This is a genomic window from Pseudomonas sp. 31-12, from assembly GCF_003151075.1.
GTDB lineage: Bacteria > Pseudomonadota > Gammaproteobacteria > Pseudomonadales > Pseudomonadaceae > Aquipseudomonas.
On sequence record NZ_CP029482.1, the window covers coordinates 1,996,097 to 2,017,151 of the forward strand.

The 21,055-nt window shown below is 60.4% G+C and carries 22 protein-coding genes; all 22 read left to right on the forward strand.

Annotated features, from left to right (window positions below; all coding sequences use genetic code 11):
• Window position 1: 1 nt before the first annotated feature.
• The 22 genes from fliJ to DJ564_RS09320 all read left to right on the forward strand — a co-directional run bounded on the left by fliJ (window position 2) and on the right by DJ564_RS09320 (window position 21,045).
• Complete coding sequence (gene fliJ, locus DJ564_RS09215) at window positions 2-451, forward strand: flagellar export protein FliJ (RefSeq protein WP_109628585.1); 450 nt, start codon at window positions 2-4, stop codon at window positions 449-451.
• Between the two features lie 119 nt (window positions 452-570).
• Window positions 571-876, forward strand: a complete 306-nt coding sequence (locus DJ564_RS09220; RefSeq protein ID WP_109628586.1) for an STAS domain-containing protein — start codon at window positions 571-573, stop codon at window positions 874-876.
• 5 nt (window positions 877-881) lie between these two features.
• A complete protein-coding gene (locus DJ564_RS09225; protein WP_109635979.1) occupies window positions 882-2,585 on the forward strand; it encodes a fused response regulator/phosphatase in 1,704 nt (567 codons plus the stop codon).
• Between the two features lie 30 nt (window positions 2,586-2,615).
• The gene (locus DJ564_RS09230; protein ID WP_109628587.1) at window positions 2,616-2,963 is read left to right on the forward strand and encodes an Hpt domain-containing protein; all 348 of its coding nucleotides are present in this window, start codon (window positions 2,616-2,618) and stop codon (window positions 2,961-2,963) included.
• 105 nt (window positions 2,964-3,068) lie between these two features.
• Entirely contained in the window at window positions 3,069-4,445 is a 1,377-nt protein-coding gene (locus DJ564_RS09235) for a flagellar hook-length control protein FliK (RefSeq protein WP_109628588.1), read from the forward strand.
• Window positions 4,446-4,668: 223 nt separating this feature from the next.
• Complete coding sequence (gene fliL, locus DJ564_RS09240) at window positions 4,669-5,166, forward strand: flagellar basal body-associated protein FliL (protein ID WP_109628589.1); 498 nt, start codon at window positions 4,669-4,671, stop codon at window positions 5,164-5,166.
• A gap of 9 nt (window positions 5,167-5,175) precedes the next feature.
• Window positions 5,176-6,144: a flagellar motor switch protein FliM gene (fliM, locus tag DJ564_RS09245; protein ID WP_109628590.1), complete on the forward strand. Its 969-nt coding sequence runs from the start codon at window positions 5,176-5,178 to the stop codon at window positions 6,142-6,144.
• Window positions 6,145-6,209: 65 nt separating this feature from the next.
• Window positions 6,210-6,668, forward strand: coding sequence for a flagellar motor switch protein FliN (fliN, locus tag DJ564_RS09250; RefSeq protein ID WP_109628591.1), 459 nt, complete (start codon window positions 6,210-6,212; stop codon window positions 6,666-6,668).
• Window positions 6,669-7,118: a flagellar biosynthetic protein FliO gene (fliO, locus tag DJ564_RS09255; RefSeq protein WP_109628592.1), complete on the forward strand. Its 450-nt coding sequence runs from the start codon at window positions 6,669-6,671 to the stop codon at window positions 7,116-7,118. It abuts the gene before it with no gap.
• Window positions 7,118-7,876, forward strand: a complete 759-nt coding sequence (fliP, locus tag DJ564_RS09260) for a flagellar type III secretion system pore protein FliP (RefSeq protein WP_010456947.1) — start codon at window positions 7,118-7,120, stop codon at window positions 7,874-7,876. The genes fliO and fliP overlap by 1 nt, the downstream gene beginning before the upstream one ends.
• Entirely contained in the window at window positions 7,873-8,142 is a 270-nt protein-coding gene (fliQ, locus tag DJ564_RS09265) for a flagellar biosynthesis protein FliQ (RefSeq protein WP_007948918.1), read from the forward strand. Before fliP ends, fliQ begins: the two co-directional genes overlap by 4 nt.
• 3 nt (window positions 8,143-8,145) lie before the next feature.
• Complete coding sequence (gene fliR, locus DJ564_RS09270) at window positions 8,146-8,931, forward strand: flagellar biosynthetic protein FliR (RefSeq protein ID WP_109628593.1); 786 nt, start codon at window positions 8,146-8,148, stop codon at window positions 8,929-8,931.
• 3 nt (window positions 8,932-8,934) lie between these two features.
• The gene (flhB, locus tag DJ564_RS09275; RefSeq protein ID WP_109628594.1) at window positions 8,935-10,074 is read left to right on the forward strand and encodes a flagellar biosynthesis protein FlhB; all 1,140 of its coding nucleotides are present in this window, start codon (window positions 8,935-8,937) and stop codon (window positions 10,072-10,074) included.
• 246 nt (window positions 10,075-10,320) lie between these two features.
• Window positions 10,321-12,450, forward strand: a complete 2,130-nt coding sequence (gene flhA, locus DJ564_RS09280) for a flagellar biosynthesis protein FlhA (protein WP_109628595.1) — start codon at window positions 10,321-10,323, stop codon at window positions 12,448-12,450.
• Window positions 12,451-12,461: 11 nt separating this feature from the next.
• Window positions 12,462-13,796 (forward strand): flagellar biosynthesis protein FlhF, encoded by a 1,335-nt coding sequence (gene flhF / locus DJ564_RS09285; RefSeq protein WP_109628596.1) that lies wholly within the window; start codon window positions 12,462-12,464, stop codon window positions 13,794-13,796.
• Between the two features lie 116 nt (window positions 13,797-13,912).
• Window positions 13,913-14,743, forward strand: coding sequence for a flagellar synthesis regulator FleN (gene fleN / locus DJ564_RS09290; RefSeq protein WP_003222917.1), 831 nt, complete (start codon window positions 13,913-13,915; stop codon window positions 14,741-14,743).
• Window positions 14,740-15,480 (forward strand): RNA polymerase sigma factor FliA, encoded by a 741-nt coding sequence (gene fliA, locus DJ564_RS09295; RefSeq protein ID WP_007894214.1) that lies wholly within the window; start codon window positions 14,740-14,742, stop codon window positions 15,478-15,480. Before fleN ends, fliA begins: the two co-directional genes overlap by 4 nt.
• Window positions 15,481-15,647: 167 nt before the next feature.
• Window positions 15,648-16,019, forward strand: coding sequence for a chemotaxis response regulator CheY (locus tag DJ564_RS09300; protein WP_008072643.1), 372 nt, complete (start codon window positions 15,648-15,650; stop codon window positions 16,017-16,019).
• A gap of 22 nt (window positions 16,020-16,041) precedes the next feature.
• Window positions 16,042-16,830 (forward strand): protein phosphatase CheZ, encoded by a 789-nt coding sequence (locus DJ564_RS09305; RefSeq protein WP_109628597.1) that lies wholly within the window; start codon window positions 16,042-16,044, stop codon window positions 16,828-16,830.
• A 53-nt stretch (window positions 16,831-16,883) separates the two neighbouring features.
• Window positions 16,884-19,115 carry a chemotaxis protein CheA gene (locus DJ564_RS09310; protein WP_109628598.1) on the forward strand — a complete coding sequence of 744 codons (2,232 nt, stop codon included), beginning with the start codon at window positions 16,884-16,886 and terminating at the stop codon, window positions 19,113-19,115.
• Window positions 19,116-19,165: 50 nt separating this feature from the next.
• Window positions 19,166-20,305, forward strand: coding sequence for a chemotaxis response regulator protein-glutamate methylesterase (locus DJ564_RS09315; RefSeq protein ID WP_109628599.1), 1,140 nt, complete (start codon window positions 19,166-19,168; stop codon window positions 20,303-20,305).
• On the forward strand, window positions 20,305-21,045 hold the full coding sequence (locus DJ564_RS09320; protein WP_109628600.1) for a flagellar motor protein: 741 nt from the start codon (window positions 20,305-20,307) through the stop codon (window positions 21,043-21,045). Before DJ564_RS09315 ends, DJ564_RS09320 begins: the two co-directional genes overlap by 1 nt.
• Window positions 21,046-21,055 lie beyond the last annotated feature (10 nt).

Below are 21,055 nucleotides of genomic sequence, written 5' to 3' on the forward strand. Positions count from 1 at the left end.
CATGGCCCAGAGCCGCGCGGCACGCTTGGCACCGGTGGTGGAAATGGCCGAAAAGGCCGAAAAAACCGCGGTCATGCGCCTCGGGCACTTCCAGGGCCAGGTTCGTGTCGCGGAAAGCAAGCTCGCCGACCTCGAAAACTTTCGCCTCGAATACCAGGAACAATGGATCGTGCGCGGCAGTTCGGGCGTTTCCGGTCAGTGGTTGCTCGGCTATCAGGGCTTTCTTGCGCAACTGGGCACCGCCATCGATCAGCAGCGCCAAAGCCTGAACTGGCACCAGAACAACCTGAACAAGGCGCGCGAGTCATGGCAGCAGGCGTTTGCCCGGGTCGAAGGCTTGCGAAAACTTGTACAACGCTACATGGACGAGGCGCGCAAGCTCGAAGACAAGCGCGAGCAGAAGCTGCTGGATGAGTTGTCCCAGCGGTTGCCGCGGCATGATCCGTATTGAGTCAGTCGGACCGCGTGATCGTTCTTCGCGGGCTGTACAACTTTTCCCGCCTTGCTCCCGCTCCCGCCAAGTGCTAAACCTTGTACACGTTCGTTTACCCATGACAAGGAAGCCGTTAAATGTCAGTCGTTACAGAAGTCTCCCAGGATGGGCAAAAGCTGACGATTTCGATCAAGGGACGATTCGATTTCGCCAAGCATCAGGAATTTCGTGAATCCTACGAAAACCTGCAGCCAAAACCCGAGTCGTTCGAGGTGGATTTGAAGGACGCCACCTACCTCGACAGTTCCGCGCTCGGCATGCTCCTGCTTTTGCGTGATCACGCCGGCGGCGAGAATGCCGAAATCACGTTGACCAACGCCAACGCCGATGTGCGCAAGATTCTCGCCATCTCCAATTTCGAACAAATCTTCGACGTTGCATGACGGCCGTGCAGCCGGTCGAGCCGCTGACGATCCTCATCGCCGAAGACAGCGCGGCCGATCGCATGCTGCTGTCGAGCATCGTCCGCCGCCAGGGCCACCAGGTATTGACGGCCGCCAACGGTGCCGAAGCGGTCGAAGCGTTTCGCGAGCAGCGGCCGCACCTGGTGCTGATGGACGCCATGATGCCGGTGATGGACGGGTTCGAGGCGGCACAGCAGATCAAGGCGCTGGCCGGGGAAACCCTGGTGCCGATCATCTTCCTGACCTCGCTGACCGAAAGCGAGGCCCTGGCTCGGTGTCTGGAGGCTGGTGGCGACGATTTTCTCGCCAAGCCCTACAACCAGGTGATTCTCGCCGCCAAGATCAAGGCCATGGACCGCTTGCGCCGGTTGCAGGCCACGGTGCTGCAGCAGCGTGACCTGATCGCCAAACATCACGACTACTTGCTCAACGAGCAGCGGGTGGCCAAGGCCGTATTCGACAAGGTGGCGCATTCGGGTTGCCTGAGCGCGCCGAACATCCGCTACCTGCAATCCCCTTATGCGCTGTTCAACGGCGACCTGCTGCTCGCGGCGTTCACCCCGGCTGGCGACATGCACGTGCTGCTGGGGGATTTCACCGGTCACGGTTTGCCGGCCGCCGTGGGCGCCATGCCGCTGGCTGAAGTCTTCTACGGCATGACCGCCAAGGGTTACGGCCTGGCTGAAACCCTGCGCGAGATGAATGCCAAGCTCAAACGCATCTTGCCGGTGGACATGTTCTGCTGCGCCACCTTGCTGTGTCTGAGCTTTCAACGACGTTCGGTGGAAGTCTGGAACGGCGGAATGCCGGACGGTTACTTGCACAGTATCGCCACGGGGGAGCGCACGCCGCTGCCGGCGCGGCACTTGCCCCTGGGTGTGCTGAGCCCGCAAACCTTCAATGACCGCACCGAAGTGTTTCCGATGGCCGTCGGCGATCGGGTGTTCCTGCTGTCCGACGGGGTCATCGATACCTGCGATGCCAACGAACAGTTGTTTGGTGTGGAGCGGCTGCAGCGGGTGTTTGCGGCCAATCGTCATCCAGACGCGCTGTTCGAGGAAATCGAGCAAGCGTTGCTGGACTTTCGTGGCGAGGCTCGCGATGACGTGAGCATGGTCGAGGTCAGTCTGCTGGAGGCTGCGCAACTGATTCCACCGGCGCCGGTGTATTCCGACAGTGGTCAGTCCTGTCCGCTGGACTGGTCGGTGAGTTTCGAATTTCGTGCCGCGACCCTCAAGCGTTTCAATCCGCTGCCGTACCTTTTGCAATTGCTGCTTGAGGTCCACGGTCTGCGAGCTCAGAGTGGCGCGCTCTACAGCGTGTTGGCAGAGCTTTATTCCAATGCCCTGGAACACGGCGTGCTGGGGCTGGATTCAAGCCTCAAGCGCGATGCCTCGGGGTTCGCGCGCTATTATCAAGCGCGCGGTGAGCGGCTGGAGGCGTTAAGCGACGGCTATGTGCGGGTGCATTTGCAGGTCGTGCCGGCCGGCAAGGGCGGGAGCCTGATTGTGCGGGTCGAAGACAGCGGCAAAGGCTTTGATGTGGCGCGGGTGATGGAGCGTCCTGTCGAGGGTAGCCGTCTGTCGGGACGCGGCGTCAGTCTGATCCGTCAGTTGAGCCGTAGCGCGAGCTGGTCCGACGATGGTCGTAGTGCCCGCGTGGAGTTTTTCTGGGAGGCTCTGGCATAATTCACCCATTCTTGATCAAGGAGTGAGCAAGTGGCTGACACACATCTGGACCGCGACGTGCTGAGCGCGTTGCAGGAAGTCATGGAGGGTGAGTATCCGATGTTGCTGGATACCTTCATCGCCGACTCCGAAGAGCGTTTGCGCGTGTTGCGAAAGGCAGAAGATGCAGCGCAACTCATGAATGCCGCCCACAGTTTCAAGGGCAGCAGCAGCAACATGGGCGCCGTTCGCTTGGCAGAGTTGTGCAGTGAGCTGGAACGTCGCGCCAAGGAAAAGAGCCTCACGGGTATCGAAGCGCTTGTCGGTGAAATCGATGGTGAATTTGCTATTGTCCGCCCGCTGTATGAGGCTGAGAAACAGCGCTCTATCGCTGAGTAACGCGACCGTCCGGCGCTTTTGGCCGCTGTCGAGCCAACCTGGCTCGACCTTTGCAGCTATCTCGCTCAACTGTACCTACGATCCCAGTGCAGCGGAGACCGTTTTATGCCCGTTACCCCCCATTCGCTTCTGCAGGCCGTCGCGACGGCCAAGACTCAAGTCGCCTCCGCCAATACCCCGGCGCAGGGCTCTGAGCCAGGGGACAAGGCGTCCAGCTTCGCTGATGTTTACGCCAATCAAGCCCGGAACAAGCCTTCTGTGGTCGCTGATAAACCGACTAGACCGGTTGCCGACAAAGCCCCGCAAGGCGCCGGCAAACCCGATGTCAGCAATGACAAGCCTGCCGCCCGGGAACCGGCGGTTGCCGATAGCGGCAATTCCTTGCCCGCCGATAAACCGGCACCGACCGATGACACGACGGCCAGCGACGACAAGCCCGAGGCCACTGAAACGCCAGTGGCTGACTCGGCGCCTGTAGATCCGAGCCTCGACCCGGCCCTCGATCCGGCGTTGATGCAAGAGGTGCAGCCGTTGGTGACCGGGCCGGTCGTGCAAACCGCTGCGCCAGTCGCCACGACCGCACCGCCACAGGCTGAAGCGCCGGCTGCTGCCGCCGTCGTTGCCACGACCGCGCAAGCGGCGGCTGTCACCGATAGCGATTTCGATCCTGAAGCTGATCCGCTCGACGCGCTGCCGGCCGTGCGCATGGCCATGGAGCAGAGCGGTCACGTGTCCGCCAGCAGCCAGGCCCAGCCAAAAGCCACACCTGCCCAAACTCAGGCTGACGGTGAGCTGACGGCGGCGCAGAACTTTGCCGCCGGCATGGCCAGCATGCTCGACGTGCAAGCCGACAAGGACAGCACCAGCCAGGGCGGCGAGAAGGCTTTCAGCGGTCTGATCGATAGCGGCCTCAAGGATTTGACGTCTGCCAGCAGCGACACCCGAGTCGATGACTTCGCCAACCGTCTGGCGGCACTGACTCAGGCGGCCACTCCGAAAACCGCCAATGCCTTGCCGGTGAACCAGCCGATTGCCATGCATCAGAGCGGCTGGACCGAGGAAGTGGTCAACCGCGTCATGTACCTTTCCAGTGCCAACCTCAAGGCAGCCGACATTCAGTTGCAACCGGCGGAACTGGGGCGTCTCGATATCCGGGTCAACATGGTTCCGGACCAGCAAACCCAGGTCACCTTCATGAGCGCCCATCCAAGCGTACGCGAAGCGCTGGACAGCCAGATCCATCGCCTGCGTGACATGTTCACGCAACAGGGCATGGGCCAGGTGGACGTCAACGTGTCCGACCAGTCTCGTGGCTGGCAAGGGCAGGGCCAGGATCAGGCTCAACAGGGGCAGGGCGGTCGGACCAATGCCACCGGCGGACGCCTCGATGGCATGGATGAAGAGGTTGCACCGACCGTCACTGAAGTGGCGGCCACCGCGACCAGCGTGATCGGCTCCAGCGCCGTCGACTATTACGCCTGATCCAACGCAATACCCACTCTGGGAGCGAGCCTGCTCGCGATAGCGGTGTAACAGTCAATGCATATGTTGAATGTTATGGCCTCATCGCGAGCAGGCTCGCTCCCACAGGGGGTTGTGGTGCGCCGCAACTCCCCGCTCAACTCCCTCCCGACACTTCTGGCATAACACTTGCTCTTGCCTTGCCGTGCGACTGTGAAAACTAGAATAGTGACGGATTATTGGCATGGCGAAGAGCGACGCAGTAGTAAAAGACCCCGCAACCAAAGGCAAGATCAAGCTGATCATTGTGATCGTGGTGGCCCTGCTGCTGGCGATCGGCATGTCTGTGGGGGCGACCTGGTTCTTCATGCACAGCGCCCAGAGCAAACCTGCCGCCGCTGAAACTGCTGTCGTCGGCAAGCAGCCCGCGATTTTCGAGCCCATGGCCCCGGCCTTCGTGGCCAACTACAACGTGAGCGGTCGCCAGCGTTACATGCAGGTGAGCATCACCATGCTGGGGCGCAATCAGGCTGATCTGGAAGCGCTCAAAGTGCACATGCCGGTGATCCGCAACAACCTGGTCATGCTGTTCTCCGGTCAGGATTTCGCCACGCTGGCGACCCCGGTCGGCCAGGAGATGTTGCGTCAGAAGGCCACGGCCAGCGTCCAGGAAGTGGCGCAGAAAGAACTCGGCAAAGTGGTTATCGAACAGCTGCTTTTCACTAATTTCGTACTGCAGTAGGAACACGACATGGCCGTGCAGGACCTGCTGTCCCAGGATGAGATCGATGCGCTGTTGCATGGCGTCGACGATGGTCTGGTACAGACCGATACCGCCGCCGAACCCGGCAGCGTAAAAAGCTACGACCTGACCAGCCAGGATCGCATCGTTCGCGGACGCATGCCGACCCTGGAAATGATCAACGAGCGTTTCGCCCGCTACACCCGCATCAGCATGTTCAACATGCTGCGCCGCTCGGCGGACGTTGCCGTCGGTGGTGTGCAGGTGATGAAGTTCGGCGAATACGTACACTCGCTGTACGTACCGACCAGCCTCAACCTGGTCAAGATCAAGCCGTTGCGCGGCACCGCGTTGTTCATCCTCGACGCCAAACTGGTGTTCAAGCTGGTGGACAACTTCTTCGGCGGCGACGGCCGTCACGCCAAGATCGAAGGGCGTGAATTCACCCCTACCGAACTGCGCGTGGTGCGCATGGTGCTGGAGCAGGCCTTCGTCGATTTGAAGGAGGCCTGGCAGGCGATCATGGAAGTGAACTTCGAGTACATCAACTCGGAAGTGAACCCGGCCATGGCCAACATCGTCGGCCCGAGCGAAGCGGTGGTGGTGTCGACGTTCCACATCGAACTCGATGGTGGTGGTGGCGACCTGCACGTGACCATGCCGTACTCGATGATCGAGCCGGTGCGCGAAATGCTCGACGCCGGCTTCCAGTCGGATCTGGATGATCAGGACGAGCGTTGGGTCAACGCCCTGCGCCAGGACGTGCTCGACGTCGACGTGCCGATCGGTGCCACGGTTGCCCGTCGCCAGTTGCGCTTGCGCGACATCCTGCACATGCAGCCGGGGGATGTGATCCCGGTCGAGATGCCCGAAGAAATGATCATGCGCGCCAACGGCGTGCCGGCCTTCAAGGTCAAGATGGGCTCGCACAAAGGCAACCTCGCGTTGCAAGTGATCGAGCCGATCGAGCGCCGCTGACCGGCGCTCCAACCCCCTATTAATTGGCTGCTCTTGATTGAGCAGTTGCCCGCCGAGGACACATGATGAACGACGATATGAACGCCCAGGACGACCAGGCACTGGCTGACGAATGGGCTGCCGCCCTGGAAGAAACCGGTGATGCCGGCCAGGACGATATCGACGCCTTGCTGGCTGCCGACGCCGCCAGTTCTCCGTCCAACCGTCTGCCGATGGAAGAGTTCGGCAGCGTGCCGAAGAACCACGATCCGGTCACCCTCGACGGTCCGAACCTCGATGTGATTCTCGACATCCCGGTGTCGATTTCCATGGAAGTGGGTAGCACCGACATCAACATCCGCAACCTGCTGCAACTCAACCAGGGTTCGGTGATCGAGCTCGATCGCCTGGCCGGTGAGCCGCTGGACGTGCTGGTCAACGGCACCCTGATCGCCCACGGCGAAGTGGTCGTGGTCAACGAGAAGTTCGGCATCCGCCTGACCGACGTGATCAGCCCTAGCGAACGTATCAAGAAGCTGCGCTAAGTGAAAAAGGTTCTGGGGCTTCTGCTTGCGTTGCCGTTCAGTGTTCTGGCAGCCGAACCCGTGGCCACGGTTGCAACGGTCGCTGCTGCACCGGCGACCAGTAGCGGTGTGGCCGGGCAATTGACGCAGTTGGTGTTCGGCTTGCTGCTGGTGCTGGGGTTGATCTTCTTCCTCGCCTGGCTGCTGCGCCGGGTCCAGCAGGCCGGGCCGGCCGGTAAAGGGCAGGTGATCGAGATTGTCGGCTCCCGTGCCTTGGGGCCGCGCGATCGTTTGATGCTGGTGCAGGTCGGCAACGAGCAGATCCTGCTTGGCCTCAGCCCTGGCACGATCACTGCGCTGCATGTGCTTAAAGAGCCGATTGACGTGCCGGCCACCACCGAGAGCGCGACTCCGGAGTTTGCCCAGCATCTGTTGAAGATGCTCGGCAAGGATCAAAAGGATAAGAAGTAATGGGTGCGTTACGCATCGTCTTGACGCTGGCCCTGATGCTGGTCGCGCCGCTGGCGTTCGCCGCCGATCCGTTGTCGATCCCGGCGATCACGCTAGGCACCAACGCCAATGGCGCTCAGGAATATTCGGTCAGCCTGCAAATCCTGCTGATCATGACGGCGCTGAGTTTCATCCCGGCGTTTGTCATGTTGATGACCAGTTTCACCCGGATCATCATCGTCTTTTCGATCCTGCGCCAGGCCCTGGGCCTGCAGCAGACGCCGTCGAACCAGATCCTTACCGGCATGGCCCTGTTCCTGACGCTGTTCATCATGGCGCCGGTATTCGACCGCGTGAATCAGGACGCCTTGCAGCCATACCTGGCGGAAAAGCTCACCGCTCAGGATGCTGTGGCCAAGGCCCAGGTGCCGATCAAGGACTTCATGCTGGCGCAGACGCGCAGCAGCGATCTCGAGCTGTTCATGCGCCTGTCCAAGCGCACTGACATAGCCTCGCCGGATCAGGCGCCGCTGACCATTCTGGTGCCGGCCTTCGTGACCTCGGAGCTGAAAACCGCGTTCCAGATCGGCTTCATGATCTTCATTCCGTTCCTGATCATCGACCTGGTCGTGGCCAGTGTGCTGATGGCGATGGGTATGATGATGCTTTCGCCGCTGATCATTTCCCTGCCGTTCAAGATCATGCTGTTCGTGCTGGTGGATGGCTGGGCGTTGATTATCGGTACCCTGGCGAGCAGCTTCGGTGGTGTGTCGCCATGACGCCGGAAGTGGCGGTAGACATCTTTCGCGAAGCGCTGTGGCTGACCACGATGATGGTTGCCGTGCTGGTGATTCCGAGCCTGCTGGTGGGCCTGCTGGTGGCGATGTTCCAGGCTGCCACGCAGATCAACGAACAGACCCTGAGCTTCCTGCCGCGCTTGCTGGTGATGCTGGTGACGCTGATCGTCGCCGGCCCGTGGCTGGTTCAGACGTTCATGGAATACATCCTGCAGCTGTACGGCAGCATTCCTCAGGTCATCGGCTAAACCATGCCGTCGCTGCTGCAACTGACCGATACCCAGATCAGTACCTGGGTGGCGACGTTCATGTTGCCGCTGTTTCGCATCGGCGCGTTGCTGATGGTCATGCCGGTGTTCGGCACGACCCTGGTGCCCACGCGCGTGCGCCTGTACTTCGCCCTGGCGATCACCGTGGTGATTGCGCCGGGCCTGCCGCCGATGCCACCGATCAATGCACTGGATTTGAGTGCGCTGTTGCTGATCGCCGAGCAGATCCTCATTGGCGCGGTGCTGGGCTTCTCGCTGCAGTTATTCTTCCAGGCCTTCGTGGTCGCCGGGCAGATCGTCTCCATTCAGATGGGTATGGGTTTCGCGTCGATGGTCGACCCTACCAACGGCGTTTCGGTGGCGGTGATCGGGCAGTTCTTCACCATGCTGGTGACGCTGTTGTTTCTGTCCATGAACGGCCATCTGGTGGTCTTCGAAGTCCTGACCGAAAGCTTCACAACGATGCCGGTCGGTAGCGGGTTAATGGTCAATCATTTCTGGGAGCTGGCCGGCAAGCTGGGCTGGGTACTCGGCGCTGCGTTGTTGCTGGTACTGCCGGCGATCACCGCGTTGCTGGTAGTCAACATTGCGTTTGGCGTGATGACCCGTGCCGCGCCGCAACTGAACATCTTTTCCATCGGTTTTCCGCTGACCCTGGTACTCGGGCTATTCATCGTCTGGGTCGGGCTGGCGGACATCATCAATCAGTATCAACCGCTGGCCTCCGAGGCCTTGCAGTTGTTACGCGAACTGGCACGGGCGCGCTGAGTCATGGCTGAGAGCGAAAGCGGTCAGGACAAAACAGAAGACCCCACGGAGAAACGTAAAAAGGACTCCCGGGACAAGGGTGAGATTGCGCGCTCCAAGGAGCTCAACACCCTGGCGGTCATGCTTGCCGGTGCCGGTGCGCTGCTGATTTTCGGCGGCGCGTTGGCCCAGGACCTGATGGAGTTGATGCGGATGAACTTCACGCTGTCGCGGGAAGTGATTCTGGATCAGCGCAACATGGGCACCTTTCTCCTGCACTCGGGGCAGATCGCCCTGCTGTCGATTCAGCCGGTGATGATCACCTTGTTGCTGGCTGCGTTGATCGGCCCGATTTCCCTCGGCGGCTGGCTGTTTGCGGCGAGCTCGATGGCGCCGAAATTCAGTCGCATGAACCCCGGTGCGGGGCTCAAACGAATGTTCTCGGCCAAGGCTCTGGTCGAACTGCTCAAGGCCCTGGCGAAATTTTTCATCGTGCTGTTCGTGGCGCTGGCAGTGTTGTCTTCCGACATCGACGACCTGATGCGCATTGCGCACGAGCCGTTGGACATGGCGATTATTCACAGCCTGCAAGTGGTCGGCTGGAGTACCTTGTGGATGGCCTGCGGGCTGATCATCATCGCCGCCGTCGACGTGCCGGTGCAGCTGTGGGAAAGCCACAAGAAACTGCTGATGACCAAGCAGGAAGTGCGCGACGAGCACAAGGATCAGGAAGGGCGTCCGGAGGTCAAGCAGCGCATTCGCCAGTTGCAGCGCGAGATGTCCCAGCGGAGGATGATGGCGGCCATTCCCGAGGCCGACGTGGTCATCACCAACCCGACACACTACGCTGTCGCCCTCAAGTACGACCCGGACAAGGGCAGTGCGCCGGTGCTGTTGGCCAAGGGTAATGACTTCCTCGCCTTGAAGATTCGTGAAATCGCCGTGGCCAACAATGTGCTGCTACTCGAATCGCCGGCCCTGGCACGTTCGATCTACTACTCCACGGAGCTGGAGCAGGAAATCCCTGGTGGGTTGTATCTGGCGGTTGCCCAGGTATTGGCCTACGTCTACCAGATCCGCCAGTACCGCGCGGGCAAGGGCAAACGCCCGGATCCGCTCAAGGATAATCTGCCGATTCCACCGGATCTGCGCCGCGATTCCTGAGTTTTGCGCTGTCGCTGATGGCCTCTTCGCGAGCAAGCCCGCTCCCACATTTAACCGCGCGCGCTCAGAGAAATGCGGTCGAATGTGGGAGCGGGCTTGCTCGCGAAAGCGCCGGATCAGCCACTGCGATTTCCCTGAGACCCCCTCTATTTCAAGCGCCTGCAAAAGTTGGAAGGTTTCTTGCAATAGCCGCCCTGCGCCTGGTTTGGGCGTCAAAAGTTTGCTTTAAAGAAACGGGGAAAACCGGTGGATCGCTCTCAGTTATTCAACACTGCCCGCACAAACGTTGCCGACTTGAGTCGGGGCAACCTGGGTGTGCCGTTGTTGCTGCTGGTCATGCTGGCAATGATGATGTTGCCGATCCCGCCGTTCCTGCTGGACGTGTTTTTCACGTTCAACATCGCGTTGTCGATCGTCGTCCTGCTGGTTTGCGTCTACGCCTTGCGGCCGCTGGATTTCGCAGTGTTCCCGACCATTCTGCTGGTGGCGACGCTGTTGCGACTGGCGCTGAACGTGGCTTCCACCCGGGTGGTGATGCTTCACGGACAGGACGGTCACGCTTCCGCCGGTAAGGTAATCCAGGCCTTCGGCGAGGTGGTGATCGGCGGTAACTACGTGGTTGGTATCGTGGTCTTCGCGATCTTGATGATCATCAACTTCGTCGTGGTGACCAAGGGTGCCGGGCGGATTTCCGAGGTGAGCGCGCGTTTCACCCTCGATGCGATGCCCGGTAAACAAATGGCGATCGACGCCGATTTGAACGCCGGCCTGATCGACCAGAACCAGGCCAAACTGCGCCGGGTGGAAGTGGCCCAGGAAGCCGAGTTCTACGGCTCAATGGACGGTGCCAGCAAATTCGTGCGCGGTGACGCCATCGCCGGTTTGCTGATTCTGTTCATCAACCTGATCGGCGGCATGGCGGTCGGTATCTTCCAGCACGGCATGACCTTCGGCGACGCCGGCCGGGTGTACGCCTTGCTGACCATCGGTGACGGTTTGGTGGCGCAATTGCCATCACTGCTGTTATCGACAGCGGCGGCGATCATGGTGACCCGTGCGTCCGGTTCGGAAGACATGGGCAAGCAGATCAATCGCCAGATGTTCGCCTCGCCCAAAGCGTTGGCCGTGGCGGCTGGTTTGATGGCGGTGATGGGCCTGGTGCCCGGCATGCCGCACTTCTCCTTTCTGTCCATGGCCGCGTTGGCGGCCGGTGGTGCGTACCTGTTCTGGAAGAAGCAGAACGTCGTCAAGGTTCAGGCCCTGCAAGAGGTCAAGCGTCAGCAAGAGCTGCTGCCATCGCCGGCCCGTGCCATGGAAACCAAGGAGCTGGGCTGGGACGATGTGACGCCGATCGACATGATCGGCCTGGAAGTCGGCTATCGCCTGATTCCGCTGGTGGATCGCAACCAGGGTGGTCAGTTGCTGGCGCGGATCAAGGGTGTGCGCAAGAAGCTGTCCCAGGACCTGGGCTTCCTGATGCCGACTGTGCATATTCGTGACAACCTCGACCTGGCGCCGAGTGCTTACCGCCTGACCCTGATGGGCGTGATCCTGGCCGAAGCCGAGATTTACCCGGATCGCGAACTGGCGATCAACCCGGGGCAAGTCTACGGCACGCTCAACGGCATAACCGCCAAAGATCCGGCTTTTGGCCTGGAAGCGGTGTGGATCGAAATCAGCCAGCGTGCCCAGGCACAATCGCTTGGTTACACCGTCGTGGATGCCAGCACGGTCGTGGCGACGCACTTGAACCAGATTCTGTACAAGCACTCCAGCGAGTTGATCGGTCACGAAGAAGTCCAGCAACTCATGCAATTGCTGGCCAAAAGCTCACCGAAGCTGGCTGAAGAGCTGGTGCCGGGCGTGGTGTCGCTGTCGCAGCTGCTCAAAGTGCTTCAAGCGTTGCTGGCCGAACAGGTGCCCGTGCGGGACATTCGCAGCATCGCCGAGGCCATCGCCAACAATGCGGCCAAGAGTCAAGATACTGCCGCTTTGGTGGCTGCGGTGCGCGTCGGCGTTTCCCGCGCAATCGTCCAAAGCATTGTAGGCACTGACTCCGAGCTACCAGTTATCACGCTGGAGCCAAGGTTGGAACAAATATTGCTCAATAGTCTTCAGAAGGCAGGACAAGGCTCGGAAGAGGGCGTTCTGCTGGAGCCAAGCATGGCTGAGAAGCTGCAGCGTTCGTTGATCGATGCGGCGCAGCGTCAGGAAATGCAAGGTCAACCGGTGATTCTGCTGGTGGCCGGTCCGGTTCGCGCGATGCTTTCGCGATTCGGCCGACTGGCAGTCCCGGGTTTGCATGTGTTGGCTTATCAGGAAATTCCTGACAACAAGCAAGTGACCATCGTTGCGACAGTAGGGCCCAACGGCTGAGGTAGTGGTTTATGCAAGTTAAGCGTTTTTTCGCCGCCGATATGCGTCAGGCCATGAAACTGGTTCGTGATGAGCTGGGCGCTGATGCCGCCATTATTGGCAATCGCCGGATCGCCGGTGGTGTCGAGCTGACGGCTGCGCTGGATTACAAATTGTCGGCGCTGGCCCCGCGTGTTCCGAACATGGAACTCGAGGATGAGCTGCGCAAGACCCAGTCGCGGATCGTCACCGCCCAGGCCGAATTGAGCCTGCGTGGCGAAGGCGAAACCGAAGGCGACAAGACCACCAATCGCCAGTTGTTCGCCGGCCTGCCATTGACCGCTGCCGAGCCGCTGATCGAACCGACCTACGCCGAGCCTCGTCGCTCCGCGCCAGCCCCGGCACCCGCCGCTGGCGGTGTGGACCCACGGGCTTTCGATTCGATGCGTTTCGAGCTCAACAGCCTGCGCGAGCTGATGGAAGTGCAACTCGGCTCCCTGGCCTGGAATCAGCTGCAAGGCAGTCGTCCGGCCCAGGCCAGTCTCTGGCGTCGCCTGCAACGCATCGGCCTGTCCGGCCCGTTGTCCCGCGATTTGCTGGCGATGATTACCGACATTGACGAACCTCGTCAGGCCTGGCGCATGTTGCTGGCGCACCTGGCGCGGATGATCGCCACACCGGAAGTCGAGCCACTGGAAGAGGGCGGCGTGATTGCCATGGTCGGCCCGGCCGGCATGGGCAAGACCACCACCCTGGCCAAGCTCGCGGCCCGCTACGTGCTCAAATACGGCGCGCAAAACATCGCGCTGGTGAGCATGGACAGCTACCGTATCGGTGCTCAGGAACAATTGAAGACCCTGGGCCGGATCCTCAACGTGTCGGTAACTCACGTCGATCCGGGCCAATCGCTGGTGCAGGCGCTGGATCCATTGTTGCGCAAGCGCGTGGTGCTGATCGATACCGCGGGCCTTCAGGCCAGCGATCCGGCCCTGCGCATGCAGCTCGAAAGCCTGGCTGGACGTGGCATCAAGTCAAAAAACTATCTGGTTCTGGCAACCACCAGCCAGAAACAGGTTCTAACGGCCGCTTATCACAGTTACAAGCGCTGCGGGCTAGCTGGCTGCATCCTGACTAAACTGGATGAAACGGCAAGTCTGGGCGAGGTGTTGAGCCTGGCGATCAGTCATGAATTGCCGGTGGCTTACCTGACCGATGGCCCGCGTATTCCAGATGATTTGCATCTGCCGCGTCGTCATCAGTTGGTCAGTCGCGCCGTAAGCGTGCAAATGCAGGAAGAACCCAGCGAAGAAGCCATGGCTGACATGTTCGCTGATATTTACCACAGCCCGACCAGGCAGGTTGGCTGAGGTACTAATGAACAGTTTTTGTACCTACATCGATGGTCTGCCATGCATTGTTCAGTTGATGAACGCGCAGCCAGTAATGTGGCCTCCGTCTATGCAAGACAAGGTAAAGAAATAACATGGGCAGCATGCATCCCGTACAGGTGATCGCGGTGACCGGCGGCAAAGGTGGCGTCGGGAAGACTAACGTGTCAGTGAACTTGTCCCTGGCTCTAGCTGAGCTCGGCCGGCGCGTCATGCTGCTGGACGCCGATCTGGGGCTGGCGAACGTCGACGTCCTGCTAGGGCTGACACCCAAACGTACCCTGGCCGACGTGATCGAAGGCCGCTGTGAGCTGCGCGACGTTCTGTTGCAAGGCCCCGGCGGTATCCGCATCGTCCCGGCCGCGTCCGGCACACAGAGCATGGTTCATTTGAGCCCGGCCCAACACGCCGGCCTGATCCAGGCCTTCAGCGATATCGGCGACAACCTCGACGTCTTGGTGATCGACACCGCTGCGGGTATTGGTGACTCGGTAGTCAGTTTCGTTCGCGCAGCGCAGGAAGTCTTGCTGGTGGTCTGCGACGAGCCGACCTCGATCACGGATGCCTACGCGCTGATCAAACTGCTGAACCGCGATTACGGCATGAACCGTTTCCGCGTCCTGGCCAATATGGCCCAGAGCCCGCAGGAAGGTCGCAACCTGTTCGCCAAGTTGACCAAGGTCACGGACCGCTTCCTCGACGTCGCCCTACAATACGTTGGCGCGGTGCCTTACGACGAAAGCGTGCGCAAGGCTGTGCAGAAGCAGCGCGCCGTCTACGAAGCCTTCCCGCGTTCCAAGTGCGCCCTGGCGTTCAAGGCAATCGCGCAGAAGGTCGACACCTGGCCGTTACCTGCCAACCCGCGTGGGCACCTGGAGTTTTTCGTCGAGCGCCTCGTGCAACAGACCGCAGGACCCGTCCTATGACAGCCAGTGGCTACAACCTCTACAAGAAGTCGGCACGTGACGCGCAGTACGAGCTGATCGAGCGTTACGCGCCACTGGTCAAACGCATTGCTTACCACTTGCTGGCCCGTCTGCCGGCCAGTGTTCAGGTTGAAGACCTGATCCAGGCCGGGATGATCGGCCTGCTTGAAGTATCGACCAAATATGACGCCAGCAAAGGCGCGAGTTTCGAGACGTACGCGGGCATTCGAATCCGTGGCGCGATGCTCGATGAAGTACGCAAGGGGGACTGGGCGCCACGTTCGGTCCACCGCAATACCCGGATGGTCAGCGACGCAATTCGCTCGATTGAAGCTAAAACCGGTCGTGACGCTAAAGATCATGAGGTTGCGGCCGAACTCCAATTGAGTCTCGATGATTATTACGGGATTTTGAACGACACCCTGGGCAGCCGGTTATTCAGTTTCGACGATCTGTTGCAGGACGGCGAACACGAAGGGCTGCACGAGGATGGCGCGAGTGCACATCTGGAGCCGTCACGCGATCTGGAAGATGAACGCTTCCAGGCAGCGCTGGCGGACGCGATTGCCAATTTGCCGGAGCGTGAGCGACTGGTGTTGGCGCTGTACTACGACGAAGAGCTGAACCTCAAGGAAATCGGTGAGGTCCTGGGGGTCAGCGAATCGCGGGTCAGCCAGTTACATAGCCAGTGCGCGGCCCGTTTGCGGGGGCGTTTGGGGGAGTGGCGAGCGCGCTGAAGGCAGTGTGGGGACACTGCGAACGAGACCGGTGGAGTGTTGAACTGCATCGGTCGCGATCTGTTGTGCTCCAGACAGTCATCGAGTGCATTGCCGGATTGATTGAAATGGCGTGTCCAGGTGCTGGGCGCGTTTAAGACTGCTTGGAGGTCGAATTGGACAAGAACATGAAAATCCTCATCGTTGATGACTTCTCAACGATGCGGCGGATCATAAAAAACCTGTTGCGTGACCTTGGGTTCACCAACACGGTCGAGGCTGACGATGGCATCACTGCGATCCCGGTCCTCAACAGCGGCAGCATCGACTTTCTGGTAACGGACTGGAACATGCCTGGCATGACCGGCATCGATCTGCTGCGCCACGTGCGCGCGGATGAAAAGCTCAAGCACCTGCCAGTGCTGATGGTCACCGCTGAAGCCAAGCGCGAGCAGATCATCGAAGCGGCCCAGGCCGGTGTTAACGGCTATGTGGTCAAACCCTTCACGGCCCAGGCGTTGAAAGACAAAATCGAAAAGATTTTCGAACGCATCGGTTGAGCACTGCGTCACCGGGGGAGCTATGGACAATAACGAATCTTCACAGGGCGATTTTGAATCGACCCTGAAAAAACACGCGGTCGAATTGGTCAACAGCCTTGAAAAGGGCAGGTTCGGCGACGCGGTGCAACTGATCCATGAGCTCAATCAGACCCGTGACCGCGGCCTGTATCAGGAAGTGGGCAAGCTCACTCGCGAGCTGCATAGCGCGATCGTCAATTTCCAGATTGACCCGAACATGCCGCAAGCCGAGGAAGTGTCGCAGATCACGGACGCCACCGAGCGCCTGGGGTATGTGGTCAAGCTGACCGAGGCCGCCGCCAACCGCACCATGGACCTGGTGGAAAACGCCACGCCGCTGATCAACAGCCTGAGCGAAGAAGCCCAGTCGTTGAGCACGGATTGGGGTCGGTTCATGCGTCGCGAAGTCGGGGCTGAAGAGTTCCGCGAGCTGGCCCGGCGGGTCGACGGTTTCCTGACGCGCAGCAGCGAGGACAATCGCACGGTGTCGAGCAACCTTAACGACATTCTGCTGGCCCAGGATTACCAGGACCTCACCGGTCAAGTGATCAAGCGCGTGACCCAGTTGGTCACCGAAGTTGAAAGCAACCTGCTCAAACTCGTGCTCATGGCCAGTCAGGTAGACCGCTTTGCGGGTATCGAACATGACCGTGATGCGATGCTCGCTGAAAAAGATCCGCAAAAACATCTCTCTCAGGGTGAAGGTCCGCAGATTCATGCCGATAAAAGAGAAGACGTTGTGTCCGGTCAGGACGATGTGGACGATTTGTTATCCAGCCTAGGATTTTAGAGTTTTAGCATTTTAGGTTTTTTAGGTTTTTAGACCTCAGGAGCACCCCCTTAATGAGCTTCGGCGCCGATGAAGAGATCCTTCAGGATTTCCTGGTTGAGGCCGGCGAGATTCTAGAGCAACTGTCCGAACAGCTGGTCGAGCTGGAAAGCCGACCGGATGATGCGGATTTGCTCAATGCAATTTTTCGCGGTTTTCACACTGTAAAAGGGGGCGCCGGCTTCCTCCAGCTCAACGAGCTGGTGGAGTGCTGTCACATCGCCGAGAACGTGTTCGACATCCTGCGCAAGGGTGAACGTCGCGTCGACTCGGAACTGATGGACGTGGTTCTCGAAGCGCTGGACGCGGTGAACAGCATGTTCACCGAAGTGCGCGAACGCAGCCCTATCACGGCTGCCACGCCTGAATTGCTCGCGGCACTGGCCCGTCTGGCCGAGCCGCAAACGGCTGATGAAGCCGCACCGGTGGCTGAAGTGGTCGAAGCACCGGCCGCTGAAGAATCGGGCGACATCACCGATAACGAATTCGAGCAACTGCTGGACTCGCTGAACGCCGTCAAGGCTCAAGCCGAAGCACCGGCAGCTGCTCCAGTGGCTGCTGCGGATTCCGCGGCCAGCGACGAAATCACCGATGCCGAGTTCGAGTCGTTGCTCGATCAATTGCACGGCAAAGGCCAGTTCGCTGTCGACGCAGTGGCAGCGCCCGCTGCACCGGCTGCCCCGAAAGCGGCAGGCGACAGCTCCGACATCACCGACGACGAATTCGAAGCATTGCTCGACCAGTTGCACGGCAAGGGCAACTTTGCGGTAGAGGCGCTGGAATCGGCCATTGCCGCCGTACCTGCGCCGGCTGCGCCAACCGCTAAAGCGGCTGGTGGCGATCTGATCTCCGATCACGAGTTCGAGTCGCTGCTCGACGAATTGCACGGCAAAGGCAAATTCACCGAAGTCGGTACAGGTGCAGCGGTCGCTGCTCCAGCCGCCAAGGCTGCGGCGCCGAAACCGGTTGCCAAGGCGCCCGAGCCTAAGGCCGAAGCGCCGAAGCCAGCGGCTGCCGCTGCACCGGCTCCAGCCCGTGCACCGTCCGCGCCACCACCGGAAAAACCGGCCAGTGAAGCCGAGACCACCGTGCGGGTTGATACCGCGCGTCTCGACGAAATCATGAACATGGTCGGCGAACTGGTTCTGGTGCGTAACCGCCTGGTCCGTCTGGGCCTCAACAGCGGCGACGAAGCCATGTCCAAGGCCGTGTCGAACCTAGACGTGGTCACGGCCGACTTGCAGACCGCGGTCATGAAGACCCGGATGCAACCGATCAAGAAAGTCTTCGGGCGCTTCCCGCGTCTGGTTCGCGACCTGGCTCGCCAGCTCAAGAAAGAGATCAACCTGGAGCTGGTCGGCGAAGAAACCGACCTCGACAAGAACCTCGTCGAGGCCCTGGCCGACCCGCTGGTCCACTTGGTGCGCAACTCGGTCGACCACGGTATTGAAGAGCCGGCCGAACGCGAAGCGATGGGCAAGCCTCGCAGCGGCAAGGTGATCCTGTCCGCTGAGCAGGAAGGCGACCACATCCTGCTGTCCATCTCCGATGACGGCAAAGGCATGGACGCTGACGTTCTGCGCGGCATCGCCGTGAAGAAAGGCTTGATGGACAAGGATGCAGCCGATCGCCTCAGCGAGTCCGATTGCTTCAACCTGATCTTCGCGCCGGGTTTCTCGACCAAGACCGAAATTTCCGATGTCTCCGGACGCGGCGTGGGCATGGACGTGGTGAAAACCAAAATCGCCCAGCTCAACGGCACCATCAATATCTATTCGACCAAGGGCAAGGGCTCGAAGATCGTCATCAAGGTCCCGTTGACCCTGGCGATCATGCCGACGCTGATGGTCATGCTCGGCAACCAGGCGTTCGCGTTCCCGCTGGTGAACGTCAACGAGATCTTCCACCTCGACCTGTCGCGCACCAACGTGGTGGACGGCCAGGAAGTGGTGATCGTGCGGGACAAGGCACTGCCATTGTTCTACCTCAAGCGCTGGCTGGTCAGCTCCGCCGCTCACGAAGAGCAGCGCGAGGGCCACGTGGTGATCCTTTCGGTGGGCACTCAGCGGATCGGCTTCGTCGTCGACCAGTTGGTGGGCCAGGAAGAAGTGGTCATCAAGCCATTGGGCAAAATGCTCCAGGGAACCCCGGGCATGTCGGGCGCCACCATCACCGGTGACGGTCGCATTGCGCTGATTCTCGATGTACCGAGCATGCTCAAGCGTTACGCCGCACGGCGTATTTGATTCTGGTGGAGCGGGGCGACTGAGCCTCGCTCCGTCCTAACGGAGTGTTTATGGCAGTCAAAGTCCTGGTGGTGGACGATTCGGGGTTTTTCCGCCGCCGCGTCTCGGAAATTCTTTCAGCGGATCCGAATATCCAGGTCGTCGGTACGGCGACCAACGGAAAAGAGGCGATCGATCAGGCGCTGGCCCTCAAGCCAGACGTGATCACCATGGACTACGAGATGCCGATGATGGATGGCATCACGGCGGTGCGGCACATCATGCAGCGCTGCCCGACCCCGGTATTGATGTTCTCCTCGCTGACCCATGAAGGCGCCCGGGTAACCCTCGATGCGCTGGACGCAGGCGCAGTGGATTTCCTGCCGAAGAATTTCGAAGACATCTCCCGTAACCCGGATAAGGTCAAGCAACTGCTGTGCGAGAAGATTCTCAGCATCTCGCGCAGTAACCGTCGTGCCAACACCTACAGCGCACCGGCTCCTGTCGCCGCGCCAGCCCCGACGCCTGCGCCTTCGAGCGTCAGCAGTTACGGCAGCAGCACGCCTGCGCGTCCGGCAGCGGCACCGATTCCGGCGCGTAGCTACGCCCCGGCATCGTCGGGCCCGTCGTCGCCCGCGCCAAAACGCAAAGCCTACAAACTGGTGGCCATCGGCACGTCCACGGGCGGCCCGGTTGCCTTGCAGCGGGTGTTGACCCAGTTGCCGGCCAACTTCCCGGCCCCGATCGTGCTGATCCAGCACATGCCGGCCGCCTTCACCAAGGCTTTCGCCGAACGGCTGGACAAGCTTTGCCGCATCAGCGTCAAGGAAGCCGAGGATGGCGACATCCTGCGTCCGGGCCTGGCGCTGCTGGCGCCGGGTGGCAAGCAAATGATGATCGATGGCCGTGGCGCGGTGAAAATCCTGCCGGGCGACGAGCGTCTGAACTACAAACCGTGCGTGGACATTACCTTCGGTTCCGCCGCCAAGTCCTACGGCGACAAAGTTCTGGCGGTCGTACTGACCGGCATGGGCGCCGACGGTCGTGAAGGCGCGCGCCTGCTCAAGCAGGGCGGCAGTGCGATTTGGGCACAGGATGAAGCCAGCTGCGTGATCTACGGCATGCCGATGGCGATCGTCAAAGCAGACCTCGCCGACGCGATCTACGGCCTGGACGATATTGGCAGACACTTGGTCGAGGCCTGTATCTGATGGATGTTTTAAGCCTTATCGGGATCATCATGGCGTTTGTCGCCATCATTGGCGGCAATTACCTTGAAGGCGGTCACCTCGGCGCATTGGCCAACGGCCCGGCGGCACTGATCGTAATCGGTGGGACCGTCGGCGCGGCGTTGCTGCAATCGCCGATGAGCGCTTTCAAGCGTGCCATGCAAATCGTTGGCTGGATTCTGTTTCCGCCGCGCGTTGACCTGGCCGGCGGTATCGACCGTGTCGTCAACTGGAGCCTGACCGCGCGCAAGGAAGGGCTGCTCGGTCTGGAAGGGGTGGCCGATGCCGAACCTGACAGTTATTCGCGCAAAGGTCTGCAACTGCTGGTGGACGGCGCTGAGCCGGAAGCGATTCGCAGCATTCTGGAAGTGGATTTCTACACCCAGGAATCCCGCGACATCGAAGCGGCCAAAGTGTTTGAAAGCATGGGCGGTTACGCGCCGACCATCGGCATCATCGGTGCGGTAATGGGCCTGATCCATGTCATGGGCAACCTGGCCGATCCGTCGCAACTGGGCAGCGGCATCGCCGTCGCCTTCGTCGCCACCATCTACGGCGTGGCCAGTGCCAACCTGGTGTTGCTGCCGGTTGCCGCCAAGCTCAAGTCCGTTGCCTTGCGCCAGTCGCGTTATCGCGAAATGTTGCTGGAAGGGATCCTGTCGATCGCCGAAGGTGAAAACCCTCGCTCTATTGAGTTGAAGCTTCAGGGCTTCATGGATTGATGGGGGATAT